Raw genomic sequence first — 14,534 nt, forward strand, 5'->3', positions numbered from 1 at the left:
CGCCGTACACACTTACGGTGAGCCCGGCGACGGACGTCTCGACCCGACCACCGTCACAGGACCCGACCCGGAAAACCGTGCGCCGGTGAGGAATTCACCGTTACCCGTCACGGGGGCGTATCCGCCGCTGTTCGCGGTGCTCGGCGCGCACGGCGGTGCGGGCACCTCGACGCTGGCCCGGTGGTGGGCACACGCCGCCGATATCGGGCTGGCGTGGCCCGCATCGACAGTGAGCACCCAGCGGGTAGTGGTCGCGGCTCGTGACTGCCTGCCCGGGTTGACCGCTGCTGCGGACCGGCTACGGGAATGGCACGCCGGGCTAACACCCCCGGGGGTGACCGTGGTCGGGCTGGTGCTCGTCCCACCGCGGCCCGGCCGGGTTCCGCTGGCGGTGCGTCGCTACCGCAGCACGGTCGCCGCCCTGGTCGAGGGCGCTGTGTGGTCGGTCCGGTGGCACGACGAACTGCTCACCCATGAACTCGACGACCTCGCGGCCTACACGCCCAGCGACCTGCCGCCACCTCGGCGAGCCCATCTGAGCGAGGCGGTCCCGGTCGACGTCCACCGCGTCGGCGCAGCGATTACCGCACGCATCGCCACCACCCGGCCTGTCCAATCCGATCCCACACCCAGGAGACGCCCATGACGCACTCCGTCATCGCCAGTATTGCTGTTCTGGCGCAGCAGATTCCGATCACGCCCGAGGCGCCGCCGGGGTCTGCGGGGCTGACCAAGGTTGTGAACTGGCTGGCCTGGGCGGTGATGCTCGCCGGTATCGCGGCACTCATCTACGCCGGCGGCAAATTCGGGTGGGAACGCTGGCACGGCGGCGCGGTGGAGAGCCCCAAGATCGTGTTGGGCGCCCTCGTCGGCGGAATCATCGCCACCAGCGCCGGATCCATCATGACTCAAATCGTCGCCAAATAAGCAGTGCGACCACGGATCTGGCTTGCCGCACACATGGGTGACGGGGCACTTCGAAACGCTGACCCAACCGTCTCAACAAGTACTCGATTCTGAAACAAAGGAAGTCACACCTATGCCAGTCACCGACACCTCCCCATTGGTCATGACCGCCAGCGACGGGCTCATGCTGGCCGGAGATCGTTGTGGGCCAACATTCGCCGCAGCGACCGTTGTCTATGTTCATGGGTTGCTGTGCGACGGCAGCTGGTGGCAACCGCTGATCGAGCATGTCCACGATCGCCTCGACGGCCAGATCGCTCAAATCGTCTGGGATCAACGCGGGCACGGCCGCTCCGGGCGCCCCCACCGCAGCGTCGAGACCACCCTTGAGCATTTGGCCGACGATCTCGACGCGGTGCTTACCCAGGCAACCGGGTCAGTCGTGCTGGTCACGCACTCGGCCGGATCCTTGGTCGCTGCGGCCTACGCGCAGCGATACCCGGCTCGCGCGGCCGCCCTGTCGGGACTGGTGCTGTTCAACGCCACCGGCGAATTCCCCGAATTCCCCGCCCTGCCATCCCATTTCATGACAGCCGCAGCACGGATCAAGATGCTTCGCCACGGCAGGCTCGACCACATCGCGGCCGCGGCAGCGTCGATGGCCGAACGACGCTTCCGCCGCACGGCACGCCGGCTGGGGTCTAGGGCTCCGCTGGCCACCGGGGCCCGTCCGGGTGATCCGCGGGTGCTGACCGACCTCATGCACGCCTACCGCCACTTCTACCTCGACCCCGAGACCGCGGCCGGGTTGCGGTCGCTGCCGTCGTTCGTGGTCACCGGCGACCGCGACCGGGTCGTCCCCGCCGCACAATCGACCCGGTTCGCTGAGAAGATCTGGGCCGACCAGCATGTGGTGCCCAGTGCCGGGCACTCGCTACCGAGAAGTGACCCGGAGACGGCCGCCGAGGTGATCGTCGCGGCCCTTGAGGTCGCCTACCGCGCCGACGTCGACCAGTTGCTGCTCGATCAGGACGGCGAGTTGGCCGCCGACACCGATGGTGCGCCGTGAGCGCCGCCACCCGCCTGGACCCGCAAGTCCTCGCCCCGCTGACCCAGCTGCTCGGGTGGCTGGCCTGGCTGGTGCTGCTGCTCGCGATCGCCCGCACCATCTGGATCGGCTGGCAGCTGGCATGGCGACTACACCGCGAGGAAGCGATCGAAGGACTCGCCGGCGCCCTGCTCGCCGCCGTCCTCGTCGGCTCCGCCAGCGGCATCGCCGCCGCACTGTTCCCCACCCACTGAACTCCGAACCCCTGGGGAGACACCAGTGAACACACACACCACCCACCGCCCCGGCCTCATCGCCCTGATCGGACTGCTCGGCATCGCCACCCTCACCGGCTGCACCGGCCCCGGCGACCACACCGACCCGCCCGCGACCCCCTCACTGCCCGCGGACATCCACGCCGCACCAACCAACGTGACAACCGTTGTGTACCAGGACATCTCGCTTCCAGTGGCCGACCAGGGTCCTCGTTCTATGACCGGCGCGGTCGCGGCAGGCTTCACGCACACCCCGGTCGGGGCGGCGCTGGCGGCCATCCACGCCATCGTGCGGATCTCCGTGGCGCCCGACGATCAGTGGGACCTCGTCGGCCAACAGATGCTCGCGCCCGGCGCTGGACGCGATGACTGGGCCGTGGCGCGAGCCCAGGTATCGATCACTACACCGGCCACCGGCCTGCCCCCGAAGATTCTCGGTTACCGCATCACCGGCTACACCGCGGACCGGGCCGACACCGCGATCTACACCCAGCAACCCGACACATCGCTGACCTGCAACACCGCCACCGTCATCTGGCAGGCCGGCGACTGGAAACTGCTGCTGCCCGACGGGAACCACCCCGCACTGGTCACCGCCTCCAACGCGCTGCCCACCGACACAATCCTGGTCCCCATCCGATGAACACCGCCACCACCACGACACCGCCACAAAACCGCCACCGCTGGCTCGGACTCGCCGTCGCCCTGGCCGTCCCGCTGAGCGGATGCGGCACTGACGCCGCTCAACCCTCGTCCGCCGGTTTATCCACAACGACCCCCACGGCTGCGGCGCGGCCCCCGCTCAGCGCGACACCGGCCCAGCCTCCGACCACAGACCTGTTCGGCAACCGCCTTGACGTCGTCGGCGACGAAGGGCGCGCGCTTACCCAAAATCCGGCCACGCGCACCAGCTCATCGGCGGGCGACTACCTCACCGCGGCACCAGCGCAAATGTCTTGGCAACGCGGATGGGGTGGCGCCGCGCTACCAGTTTCGGGCAGTGACGGTCCGGCTTACATCGACCACGGGATCGCCTCCGGGTTCGCCGACACCCCGCAAGGCGCGGCGCTTGCTGCCTGCGACGCGATCGCCCGCGCCCTCGCCGCGCCAGAAGAAGTGTGGCAGAACGTGGTTCGGGCCCGATTCGTCGGGGACACCGACGCATTCATCGCCAGGATGACGCGCGGCCGCACCCGCACACCGGATGCCGCCCGCTATGTCACCGTCCCCGACGGCATCCGCATCCGCCCCGGCTACCGCCCCGACTTCGCCGTCGTCGACATCGCCACCCGAACCCGCGACGGCTACACCTACGCCTCCTGGCCCATGACCTACGACCACGACGACTGGCGAGTGCGACTACCTGACGACATCGAAACACTCTGGCAGCCAGGCGATCCCATCGAAGCGCTTGCCGGCTTCGGGCAATGGAGGACCACCACATGACGACATCCATCGCCGCCGTCAACCATGCTCAGCTGCCGGACATCGTGTGCGACCTGCCCACCGGACCCGGCGCCGTGTGCGCGCTGAAACAACTCGGCGGCGACGCCGCCAACTCCGTAGCAAATTCCGCATTCGACAGCATGGTCGACTCCCTGATCGACGGTATGACCAAGGCGCTCAGAATCGACGTGACCTGGTGGGTCAATCTGCCGTCCCCGCAGTTGGCGACGTCCACGGGGGAGCCGGGGCCTGCTCTGGCGTCGATTCGGAGCTACACCAGCGGTTTGCAGGTTCTGCTGATGATCGCGGGCATCTTGTTCGCCGCCGCCCGGCTGGCGATGGCCAAACGTGGTGGCGTCGCGGGGGAAGCGCAGGAGAGCTTCCTCATGTTCGCGCGGGCGGTGTTCGCCTCCATGATGTTCTCCGCGTTGATCACCACCGGCACGAAGGCTGGTGACGCATTCAGTCATTGGGTGATCAACGACGCCACCGGCGGCGACCTGCACGGAGCAGTCGAGCGGCTGGTCGACAACAACCTGCGCGATCACAGCAACCTCGGCTCCGGCATCCTGCTCGTGCTAGGCATCCTCGGCCTGATCAGCATGCTCGTGCAACTTGCCATGCTGGTCATCCGCCAAGCCGTGCTCATCCTGGTGGTCGCCGCGATCCCGCTGGCCGCTGCTGCCGCGGGCACCGGCCCCGGTTCCCAGGCGTACAAGCGGATGCTGTCGTGGTCGCTGGCGTTCGTGCTGTGGAAACCGGTCGGTGCCCTCGTCTACGCGATCGCCTTCACCGCCGCAGGCACGAAAACCATTGGCCAGCAACAAGATCCGCAACTGGTGTTGCTCGGCATGATCCTGTTGTTGTCGGTGACGATCGTGCTACCGGCCTTGATGCGGCTGGTCGCGCCCGCGGTGGCAACCCTCGGAGGCGGGGGAGGAGCAGGCGCCGCGCTCGCCGGCGGCGCCCTCGGCATCGCCATGGGCGCAGCCGGAGGTGACCGTTCCGCGGCCCGCAAGATGACCGAAGGCGAAAACGCCACGACCAGCGGAGCCGGAGGCGGTAGTCCCACTCCGCCCCCGAGTGGCCCACCGGGCGGGGCAGGAGGTGGCCGTCCGCTCTCGGGTGGCACCGGTGGTGGTGGAGCTTCGCCCGGCGGCGGGGCCTCATCCGGAGGGGCCGCACCGGCGGGAGCCGGGGGCCGGTCAGCGGGCTCAGCGGGATCAGCCGGTGGCAGCTCGGGTGCGGCCGGCGGCGCGGGCGCAGGGGCGGGCATAGCTGGAGCGGCCGTCATGGGCGCGCAGTTGGCCGGTCAGGGGGCGCAGTCGGCGAGTTCGGCGGTCGAGTCCCAAGCCGGTGATAGCTGGGATGTCGATGCGCCCGGCCCGTTGGAGGTGCGGCGATGACCAGTCCCCGCATGTACGGCAGATGGGAGAAACCACGCTCGGCCGGGTTCTTCGGCATGACGTGGGGAGTGAGCATGCTCGCGCTGGCACTGCTGATCACCGTAATGGCCACCTTCATGATCACCCGATCCATACCCACAACGCTGATCGTGCTCGCCTGCGCCGCAATAGTTTTCACGCCACTTGTCATCACCGTCGATGGCAGGACCGGGTGGGAGACGGCGGTCTTGCGCGTCCAGTTCGCGGCGGCGAAAGCGCGGGGTGAACTGCTGTATCGGTCTGGCCGGTTCTCCCGGATCCCGGGTGTGGCGAGATTGCCTGGCCTGCTGGCTGATTCACGCCTGGCAGAGTGGGAGACCCCCGGGGGGAAGCGGTTCGCGATCATCCATATTCGCCGCACCGATCACTGCACGGTGGTGCTGCGGGTGTTACCGCGCGGCAAGGAACTGGTCGACCAAGCCCAAATAGACGCCTGGGTCGGCGAGTACGGGCATTTCCTGGCCTCGCAGTCACGCGGCGGTGAGATCGTCGCGGTCACCTCGGTCCTGGAGACTGTCGCCGAAACACATCTCAAGCAACGCCGCGAAGTCGCACGCCTGGTCCGGCCTCAGGCGCCGGAATTCGCGGCCGCGGTGTTGCGTGAGGCCGCCGCCGATATCGGCGGAGTGGGTGTGCGGATCGAAGCTCGCATCGCCATCACCTTCCGCGCCATCGGCACGTCCCGTAAAACGCGGCGGGATCTGCCCGAGCAGGCCCGCGAGATCGGGCAACGCCTGCAAGGGGTGCTATCCCAGCTGGCCCGCGCGGGGCTGCCGGCCACGCCGCTGCAGGCGTGGGAGGTGCTGGGGCTGGTGCGGTCGCGCTACGACCTGGCTGCCCAGCGCGATATCGAAGCCGCCGGCCCCGCGATCACTGATACACAGTCGTGGGATTCGGTGGGCCCGATCGCCCATGAGGACCGCTGGGACCATCTGGTGCACGACGGGGCGCGCTCGATCACGTGGGAAATGGACGCGCCGCCGCGGGGCGCGGTGCTGGAAACCGGTCTGGAGGAGTTGCTGCGCCCGCGCGCAGATGTGCCACGCAAGCGGGTCGCGATCGTCTACCGGTTGCATTCGGCCGCCGAGGCCACCGACCTCGTCGACTCCGACTTCCGCGACGCGCTGGCAGCCGAGCAGACCGAACGCGGCATCGCCTCGGCCGCGGCCTCCATCCGTGTCGACAACACTCGCGCCGCCCGTCAGGAACAAGCTCGCGGCGCCGGTCTCACCCGATTCGGGTTCCTGGTCACCGTCACCGACGTCCTCGACGCCGACCTGCCCGGCATCGAAGCCTCCGTACGCACCATGACCGCAGCCTCGCGGCTACGGGTGCGCCGCTGCTACGGCTCCCAAGCCGCCGCCTTCGCCGCCTCACTCGGCATCGGCCTGATCCTGCCCGAACACACCTCGATCTCGAAGCGGTTCAGCGCATGAACATCCATAACAAAACCAGTAAACCTCGCCACCAGCGAACGAGGAGGGTCGCAGGGATTCGCGTGCTGACATCCCAGGCCCGAGCAGAGACCGAAACGGCCGCCGCCAGGCGCGGTCTGACCGCGGTGCGCGCTCGCTGGGTGCTGTCGAGTGACGATCATCGCCGCGCCACTGCCGCACGGCGGGTGGAGGATTCGGTTCGCGACGGCTTCGCGGTGCCCGCAGCGAGTTTGACCGACCGCGGGTACCGCGGCGTCGGCGGTGGCCGCGCGACAGTGGTGCCAGCGACGCCCGAATGGCGGGCGACCACGGTGCAGGTGGCCGGATTGTGGCCCTTCGCGGTCGGCGCGACCGCCCCGGTGGTCGGTTGCCCTGTCGGCTCGCATTACGTCACCGGCGCGCCGGTGCACTTCGATCCGATGTCGTGGTTTACCCGCGGATTCATCACCGCACCGATCGCCTTCGTGCTGGCACTCAACGGATTCGGCAAATCCTCGCTGATCCGGCGCCTCGCAACAGGGGCAGTCGCAGCCGGGGAAACCGTGCTGTGCATGGGCGACACCAAACCCGACTACCGTGACCTGGTTGAAGCCCTGGGTGGGCAGGTGGTCGACCTCGGCTATGGGCACGGCAGCGTTAACCCACTCGCCGTCGGAGCCCTCGGCACCATCATCGACCAGCTCCCGAATCCGGATCAACGCCGCCAGGTCGCCGCCCGTGTCGAAGCCGGACAAGTCAACATCGTGGCCGGGTTGATCGAGCTGGTTCGCGGCTCCCGCGTCGCCGACTACGAAGAAACGCTCATAGCCGCCGGGTTGCGCGAACTCTACAGCCCCGCAGGAGGATTCAGTCCGGAGCGGCCGCCACGGTTGTCGGATCTGCTGGCCACGATCTCCGGCGGCGCGGACCGGCTACGCCAGTTCGCCGAGGAAGACGACGATGTCGCGTTCCGGGCGGCGACGAAAGTGCTGCGCCGCTCGCTGCGCGCGGTGATCGAGGGCCCGTGGGGACAGATCTTCGACCGTCCCACCAGCACACCCCTCGATCTGAACAGCCCCGCGGTGTGCATCGATGTGTCCCGCATTCCCGAGGGCGACACGAAGCTGCTGGCGGCGGTGCTGATGGTGTGCTGGAGCGAGGGCTTCGGCGCGGTCGCCGCCGCTCACGCCCTCACCGACGCAGGTCTCGCGCCGCCGCGCACGTTCGAGGTCGTCATGGACGAGATCTGGCGCGTGCTCGGCGCGGGGGAGTTCATGGTCGACCGCGTCGACGCCCTGACCCGGTTGAACCGGCCACTTGGCACCGGGCTGATCATGTGCAGCCATACCATCAAAGACCTCGCCGCCTTCGACTCGCCAGCTGCCCAAGCCAAAGCCCTCGGCTTCTTCGAACGCGCCCGCGCCAAAATCATCGGCCCCGTCGGACCGGAAGAGATCGAACGCCTCCGCGCAGCGGTATCGATCACCGACACCGAAAAATTGCTGGTCACCTCCTGGGCCGCGCCCCGGCCACCGACCGACGATCACCTCGACAACACGGGCATGCGCGAAACACCGCCCGGCACAGGATGTTTCCTGCTCAAGACCGGAGAAGCCGACGCGCCGGGCATCCCGTTCCGCATGACCTTCACCCCGACCGAGCGCGCCCGCGACATCCACAACACCAACCGCCGCTTCTCCCACCTGACCGGGGAAAACAACCACGGCCCGCAGCCATCGTTCGAGGCAGAGGCCTTCGAGGTCGGGGAGGACGGCGATGAGTGATGTCCTCCAGAACCCTGCTCGCAGGCATCGTGTGCCTGCCCATCGCATTGATCCTGTTCCTGGCAGTGCTCGTCGGAATACAGCCTGTGGACTCGTGTGCGACCCCAGTGCTCGCTGGGGGAGTGGCGGGCCCGACCGGTCAATCGCTGGCGGGATTGAACGAGCGGCAGTTGGAGCTGGCGCGCAACGGCGTCGCGATCGGCAAACAACGCCGAGCCCCGCAGTCGGTGATCATCGCCGAACTGGCAGCGATGATCACCGAATCGACGCTGCGCAACCTGGCGAACTCCAACGTCCCGGATTCGCTGAGCTTCCCCAACGACGGCGTCGGCGCCGACCACGATTCGGTGGGCCCGCACCAGATGCGCGTCAGCGTCTGGGGAAGCGCCGGGATCGCCACGCTGATGAATGCGATCTATCAAATCAACTGGTTCTACAACCAAGTCGCCACCATCACCGGCGCCACCTCGATGACCTCGGCCGAACTCGCTCAAGCAGTCGAAGTGTCCGCACCGAACGCCTATGCCGGACAACTGGACCTGGCCCAACGCCTCTACGCGATGTTCGCCGACATCGACCCAGCGTCCATGCCCGTCCCCGCGCCAGGACAACCGGCTTCCGGATGTGGACCCCGCTCGGGACCACCCGGCGCGCCAGTGCCGGCCAGTGGGTTCGGGCAAGCGGTCGTGGCCGCGGCGCAGCGGTGGATCGGCACCCCATACGTGTGGGGTGGGGGAGACGCCGATGGACCGACCGGCGGCGGGTTCGACTGCTCCGGGTTGACGTTGTACGCGATCTACCAGGCGTCGGGCGGCCGAATCCGGTTGCCGCACTACACCCAGGCCCAACAAGACTCACCGGCCGGGCAGGTGGTTCCGTTCGATCAACGCCAACCCGGAGATCTGATCTTCTTCACCACCCCGGCCGAGAGCGATTCCCACCACGTCGCCGTCTACGCGGGCCGCGACGCCGACGGCACCGACCTGGTCATACACGCCCCCCAATCCGGCGAAACCGTCATCACCGCACCCCTTGCCCGAGTCGCCGGATCCGACCACCTCGACGTCCGCCGCTACACCACCCCACAACCCCGAAGCCCAACAGTGGAAGAGGGAAAACAGCTGTGACACCGAATAATCCGCATCGACGACGTGAGGCGGGATCCGTGCGTGGACGTTCTGTACCTCCGTCGTCGAAGCGTCGCAATACCGCTTTGACCAGTGCAGGCGGTAATGACCGCGTCATCGCCGAGCAACGGCTCGCCGGGCGGGCATCAGCGGGACCGCATCTTCTGGCGTGGGTTTCCGCGACGCGGCAGACCTTCACCATCTGTCGGCCCGACGGGCACACCGTGGCCCACGACCGGTTTCACCGCGACCTGATCATCGACAGCGACGACGCCGCCACCGAAGCCGCAGCACTGCAAGCGATCTGGCTCGCCGCACACGGGAAAGACCTCTGGGGCGCCGACGTGGCGACCCTGCGCATCGTCACATCCCGCTTTGTCGCGGACCCGGGTGCCCTGCACCGGGCGGCGTTCGCCAGCGGCCTGGTGCTCGACCTGCTCGTCGACGCCGCTACCAATCCCGCCACCGGCCATCAGCTCGGGGTCTGGGTCGACTGGCGCCGCGCCGACCTCACCTACCTGATCCAACATCCGAGGAACCCGAAATGACGTCACGCCCCTTCAGAACCTTGCTCACTGTCATGGCCGGAGCGTGCCTGCTGACTGCGTGCACCGAGCACCCGTCACGCGGCCGCCCGCCGGATGAAAATGCCTGCGCACGTGCAAGATTCGACTCACCGTTTACCGCAGTTGACCCGTGCTCGGCCGAATCGGTCATGTCGGCGGCCTTGCAGACGATGTTCACCTACCGACCTGGCGAGGGGCTCGACCCGCGGCACGCGTTCGACGCTGCGACGCCGCTGCTGGAACCCGAATTGGCACGCAGCGGCGCACCAGCGGCAATCACCCTGGCACCGGTCACACCCGACATGTGGGAACACTGGCGCGACCAACACGTCACGGTCACCGCGATCGCTCGCACCGCGGCCGATGACCACCCCGCCGACACCGCGACGAGGGCGGCGCGTGTGGTCACGGTGAGCATGCAACCCAGCGACAACACCCCCGTGCTGAGGCTGGTCGTGTTCGCTGTCGCAGACCGCACGCACGGCAGGGCAGGCGCTGGGTGGCTGTTGTCGGATGTGCAGGTTGCGCCATGACTCAGGGGAACGGTGACCCGGTCGATGAGGGCGGGCAAGCGGTCAAAGCCGGGTTCGTGCAAGCAATGCAAACCGCGGCGATGACGATGAACCTGCTCCAGCGCCGCGGCAGCGAATCGCGCTCACGGCAAGAATTCGCCCAACGCCAAGACGACCGGATCGCCGAACAGCAACGCAAGAACCACATCCACGGCGCGCAGATCCAGGGCTATATCGATAGGGCGCAGCACGGTCGCCTCGAGCACTGGGCCGATATGGCGATCAAGGCCGGCCGCTACCGCGAGCACCTGCTCGAGATGCAAGTTAAAAACGCACGTCTGCACCACGATCAGGACAGAGCAGACCGCGCCAAGGACAGCGACAAAGCCACCGAGGAGCGCCGCGACAAGGTTTCCGGGTTGCAGGTGCGGGCCCTGCGCGGTGAGTACAACCGCAAAGACGCGATTCACACCCAGCAGTTGCGCCGCTACGACAAACAGATCGCACAAGACCAGCGGCTACACGATCTGAAGGTCGAATACCAGAAGCTGCTGATTGAGGCCCGCAAACGCGCGCTCGGGCTCACCGAAACACTCACCGACACCGACCCCGGCGCCGCCCGCGCTCACGCTGCCAGCGCGGGCTGGGCGGCGGCCGAGGCCACCGCGGATCTGTCCGATCAGCAGCGCGTCGCCGCCGACGCGTGGGCCGAACGCTACGGCGAGGACACCGGCAACGACCCCCGTACCACATTGGCCGATGCGCGTGCCGAGGCTGCGTCCCTCGACGACGCCGTCGATGAACTCCACACCCAGATGAGCGCGCTCAGTGCCGAGTACACCCTTGCCAGCTATGGCGAATCCCAGCTGCGGGACATGAACTCCCACAGCGCCACCGACCCGACCCACTGGCCTGATGCCGATTCAGGCGAACAGCTCGAAGTGCTCGGCGGAGAGGTCAGCGATGTCGCGGTCGAGGTCACCGGCGTCACCGGTGACCTCGATATGGGCGTCGATTTTGCGCCACCGGTACGCCCACCCGTCAAAGCTCTCGGGCCCGCGCCGTCGGCGGAGATCGAACCATGATGGCGCGCAACCCCCTTCTTGTCCGCGAATCGGGTGTGGCTGTGCCCGATCGGTGGCAGATGAAGCTGCTCGCAGGTGTGTATTCGCATGCGTCGGCGGCGCGGGAGATGGCCGCTGCGGCGCGGGCAGGGCGGGAGGAGACCGGTGAGCTTCCGCCGCCGTCGTGGTCGCGGGCTTTCCGCACCGAGGTCCTGCTCGGCCAAGAACTCGAGAAAGCGGGACTGGCCGCCGGGGTGCCGCGCGAGTGGCTGAACCAGGCGCGCACGCGCGCCCATCTGGCACAGCCGTGGCGACGTGACCTGCACTGGCGCATCCCGAAACCGGTGGACCGGACCAGGATGCTGGTCGGGCTGGCCGGTGAGGCGCACCGGATTCAAGACCTCGCCGCAGTGGCGGTCGCCTACGAGCACCGCGGCGCGCACGCCGAACCAGGCACTGCGACCTGGGTCATGCGCAACCTGCGCCGATCCCGCACCCGTCTGGTCCAACTCGCACGGCTGCTCGCCGTGACCGATGACGAAGCCCAGCGAATGTGGAACTCGCCCCAGCACTGGGCCGCCGCCGCCGAGGGGGCCCGCGACGCGAGTGTCGACGAACTCGACTCCCGCTGGCGCACCCACGCCCGCAGCGACCAGACCAGCATCGTCCTGCAGGCCCGCGCACTCACCAAATCCGGCATCACCACACCAACCAGCGCCGCACTCCCATCACCCGATCAGATCCTCCAGATCCTTCGAAACGAGCTCGGACACAACACAGTTCCTATATCCGAGGCCTCAGACCGGCGTCCGGCAGCCGATCTGGTCGCACCGGCCGGGCAAGGCATCGATAGGGCGCTGGCCGCAGCCGGAATCGGCAGCGGCGGCCATAACGGCCTGGTGGCGGATCTTCCGCCGCTGCCACGACAGCCCGGCACCGGAGTCGAGGTCGAACTATGACCGGGCCGGAACGCGCTGTCGGTGCGGCCGGTCGGCGTCCGGTTGCGCCGAATGCGGCGCAGAAGGCACTGCTGCGGCGGTTGTGTGCGGTGGCGTCCCAGACGAGGGTGTTGCTCGATACCGCCCGAAACGACTATGAGACAGGAGTTTTAGCAGAACCTGCCTGGTTCGGGCGCCTGGATGCCCTCATGGCGCGCAGCGCCGCGCTGGTGAAGCTGGGCCACGCCGGTGGGATACCGCAGCGGTGGATCGATCTCGCTCGCCAGCAGGGCGAGCGCGGCACGGGGTGGCGGACCCCGCAACGATGGCCCGTCCCGCACCCCGTGCACCGGGCCCGCCTCATCGACGACCTCGCGGCCGAAGCCCGCGAACTCAGCGACGTCATGGCCGTCCATGCCGCCTACCGCACCCATGCCCGCAGCGACGAACCCGAATCGCTGCGCACACGAATCGAAGCCACAACAGCGTTGCGCCACGAGCGTCTGACCTCGATCGCGGCGCTCTTGGATCTTATCGGACCCGAACGTGACCGGATCAGGCCCGCCTCGGATCCGATCTGGGCCCGCGCTCTGGCGGCCACGGTGCGAGACCGTGGTCCCGACCTGCTGGCACAGCAATGGCGCGCCCACGCCGAACACGAACCCACATCGGTGGCGGCCTACCGACTGCTGACCGACCACGGCGACCTCGACTTCATCACGGATTCCGCCATCGCGCCCGTCCCCGCGGTGATGGTCGAGCACATCGCCGCAGCTCTGCGGCTGCCACCCGGTCTGGCTGCTCACGACCTGCCACTCGGCGCAGCCACAGACAGCGCCGTGACCGCCGCGTTAGGCGAGCCGCGATCCGTCGAATTCCCCGCGCCAACTGCCGGCGACCAGCAGCACGTCGGCGCCGGCCCGGCACTCATACATCGCGACAGCGGCCCCAGCCCGTGACCGCGCAGGGGCAGACCCTCTCGAGCCGCTGACTATCCGGCGGCGGAGCACAGAGCTCAAGACCAGGAGCAAAAGGATGACGACTCCCCACCCGACACCCGATCCAGCCCGCATCGGAGCGCAGACGTCGACCGTCTCGTCGGGCAGCGACCATGTCCGGGGACCGAACGCCGCCCAGGCTGCGCTGCTGCGGCGTTTGCGTGACGTCGCCGACGGACTGCGCCGGATGCAGGAAACCGGCCGTTTCGGAGGCGAATTCGGTCACTTTCCCTCCGAACTGTGGAACGACTACCTCGAGGAGATGCACGACCGCGTCGACGCACTCACCGCCCTCGGGCGCGCCGGCGGCATCGCTTCACCGTGGCTCGACTACGCCCGCACCACCACTGCGGCCGGACAGATACCCGACCGCTGGCCTGACACAGACCCGCGAGCCCGCGCCGAACTGATCGCCGCAGTGGGCGGGCAGGCGCGGGAGCTGGGGCACATCGCGGCCGTGCATGCCGCCTACCGGGCCCGGATCGCCGCTCAACCCGACCGAGAGCAGGACGCTATCGCTGAAATGCTGGGCCAGCGATGGGATCGCATCGGCACGGTGGCGGCTCTGCTGAAACCTGTTGGCGCCGAACGCGAAAAAATTTGGCCCGGCCCCGACAGTCCCGCATGGCTCGCCTCTTTCACGCAGCCAATACGCGACATCGGGCCTGCCGAGCTGTCACGACGATGGCATACCCACCTGTCAGCTCCGGATGCCGACGTGACCACGCATGCGTCGCTGGCCGACTACGGCGACTTGATCTGGGACCCCGACCGCGAACTGGTGCCGCCACCGCAATCACTGATCGCCCAAATCAGCGCCGAGTTGCATCCCGGCCGCAGTGTCGACAAGCCGGTCAGTGGTGGCGCCGCGATCGACGCCGATATCGCCGCTGCACTCCCTGATTTGCCCCGCGCATTTGTGCCGGAGAGCCCCACACCTGACCCGAATCAGGCTGCAGGCCCCGCCCTCGACACCGGACCCGAACCGTGACAGCAACCCAACCAACCGA

The 14,534-nt window shown here is 68.1% G+C and carries 16 protein-coding genes; all 16 read left to right on the forward strand.

Features of this window, described 5'->3' with window-relative positions; all coding sequences use genetic code 11:
* The first annotated feature begins 85 nt into the window (after positions 1 to 85).
* The 16 genes from C5E41_RS25790 to C5E41_RS25865 all read left to right on the forward strand — a co-directional run bounded on the left by C5E41_RS25790 (position 86) and on the right by C5E41_RS25865 (position 14,515).
* Positions 86 to 646: a hypothetical protein gene (locus tag C5E41_RS25790; RefSeq protein WP_146097688.1), complete on the forward strand. Its 561-nt coding sequence runs from the start codon at positions 86 to 88 to the stop codon at positions 644 to 646.
* The gene (locus C5E41_RS25795; RefSeq protein WP_104378337.1) at positions 643 to 927 is read left to right on the forward strand and encodes a hypothetical protein; all 285 of its coding nucleotides are present in this window, start codon (positions 643 to 645) and stop codon (positions 925 to 927) included. Before C5E41_RS25790 ends, C5E41_RS25795 begins: the two co-directional genes overlap by 4 nt.
* 112 nt (positions 928 to 1,039) lie before the next feature.
* A complete protein-coding gene (locus tag C5E41_RS25800; RefSeq protein ID WP_104378338.1) occupies positions 1,040 to 1,975 on the forward strand; it encodes an alpha/beta fold hydrolase in 936 nt (311 codons plus the stop codon).
* Positions 1,972 to 2,208, forward strand: coding sequence for a hypothetical protein (locus tag C5E41_RS25805; RefSeq protein WP_104378339.1), 237 nt, complete (start codon positions 1,972 to 1,974; stop codon positions 2,206 to 2,208). Before C5E41_RS25800 ends, C5E41_RS25805 begins: the two co-directional genes overlap by 4 nt.
* Before the next feature lie 25 nt (positions 2,209 to 2,233).
* Positions 2,234 to 2,872 (forward strand): hypothetical protein, encoded by a 639-nt coding sequence (locus tag C5E41_RS25810; protein ID WP_104378340.1) that lies wholly within the window; start codon positions 2,234 to 2,236, stop codon positions 2,870 to 2,872.
* The gene (locus tag C5E41_RS33465; RefSeq protein ID WP_104379964.1) at positions 2,869 to 3,675 is read left to right on the forward strand and encodes a hypothetical protein; all 807 of its coding nucleotides are present in this window, start codon (positions 2,869 to 2,871) and stop codon (positions 3,673 to 3,675) included. The genes C5E41_RS25810 and C5E41_RS33465 overlap by 4 nt, the downstream gene beginning before the upstream one ends.
* The gene (locus C5E41_RS25820; RefSeq protein ID WP_146097689.1) at positions 3,672 to 5,081 is read left to right on the forward strand and encodes a hypothetical protein; all 1,410 of its coding nucleotides are present in this window, start codon (positions 3,672 to 3,674) and stop codon (positions 5,079 to 5,081) included. The genes C5E41_RS33465 and C5E41_RS25820 overlap by 4 nt, the downstream gene beginning before the upstream one ends.
* Positions 5,078 to 6,556, forward strand: a complete 1,479-nt coding sequence (locus C5E41_RS34130) for an SCO6880 family protein (RefSeq protein ID WP_181063427.1) — start codon at positions 5,078 to 5,080, stop codon at positions 6,554 to 6,556. Before C5E41_RS25820 ends, C5E41_RS34130 begins: the two co-directional genes overlap by 4 nt.
* 62 nt (positions 6,557 to 6,618) lie before the next feature.
* Positions 6,619 to 8,319, forward strand: coding sequence for a hypothetical protein (locus C5E41_RS25830; protein ID WP_104378343.1), 1,701 nt, complete (start codon positions 6,619 to 6,621; stop codon positions 8,317 to 8,319).
* Positions 8,319 to 9,446: a C40 family peptidase gene (locus C5E41_RS25835; RefSeq protein ID WP_104378344.1), complete on the forward strand. Its 1,128-nt coding sequence runs from the start codon at positions 8,319 to 8,321 to the stop codon at positions 9,444 to 9,446. Before C5E41_RS25830 ends, C5E41_RS25835 begins: the two co-directional genes overlap by 1 nt.
* Before the next feature lie 86 nt (positions 9,447 to 9,532).
* Entirely contained in the window at positions 9,533 to 9,994 is a 462-nt protein-coding gene (locus C5E41_RS25840; RefSeq protein WP_104378345.1) for a hypothetical protein, read from the forward strand.
* A gap of 167 nt (positions 9,995 to 10,161) precedes the next feature.
* Complete coding sequence (locus C5E41_RS25845) at positions 10,162 to 10,545, forward strand: hypothetical protein (RefSeq protein WP_104378346.1); 384 nt, start codon at positions 10,162 to 10,164, stop codon at positions 10,543 to 10,545.
* Entirely contained in the window at positions 10,542 to 11,609 is a 1,068-nt protein-coding gene (locus C5E41_RS25850; protein WP_104378347.1) for a hypothetical protein, read from the forward strand. The genes C5E41_RS25845 and C5E41_RS25850 overlap by 4 nt, the downstream gene beginning before the upstream one ends.
* Complete coding sequence (locus C5E41_RS25855) at positions 11,606 to 12,547, forward strand: hypothetical protein (protein ID WP_104378348.1); 942 nt, start codon at positions 11,606 to 11,608, stop codon at positions 12,545 to 12,547. Before C5E41_RS25850 ends, C5E41_RS25855 begins: the two co-directional genes overlap by 4 nt.
* Positions 12,544 to 13,485: a hypothetical protein gene (locus tag C5E41_RS25860; RefSeq protein ID WP_104378349.1), complete on the forward strand. Its 942-nt coding sequence runs from the start codon at positions 12,544 to 12,546 to the stop codon at positions 13,483 to 13,485. The genes C5E41_RS25855 and C5E41_RS25860 overlap by 4 nt, the downstream gene beginning before the upstream one ends.
* A gap of 76 nt (positions 13,486 to 13,561) precedes the next feature.
* Positions 13,562 to 14,515, forward strand: a complete 954-nt coding sequence (locus C5E41_RS25865; protein WP_104379962.1) for a hypothetical protein — start codon at positions 13,562 to 13,564, stop codon at positions 14,513 to 14,515.
* Positions 14,516 to 14,534 lie beyond the last annotated feature (19 nt).

This window comes from Nocardia nova (assembly GCF_002933465.1).
In the GTDB taxonomy this organism is placed as follows: domain Bacteria; phylum Actinomycetota; class Actinomycetes; order Mycobacteriales; family Mycobacteriaceae; genus Nocardia; species Nocardia nova_B.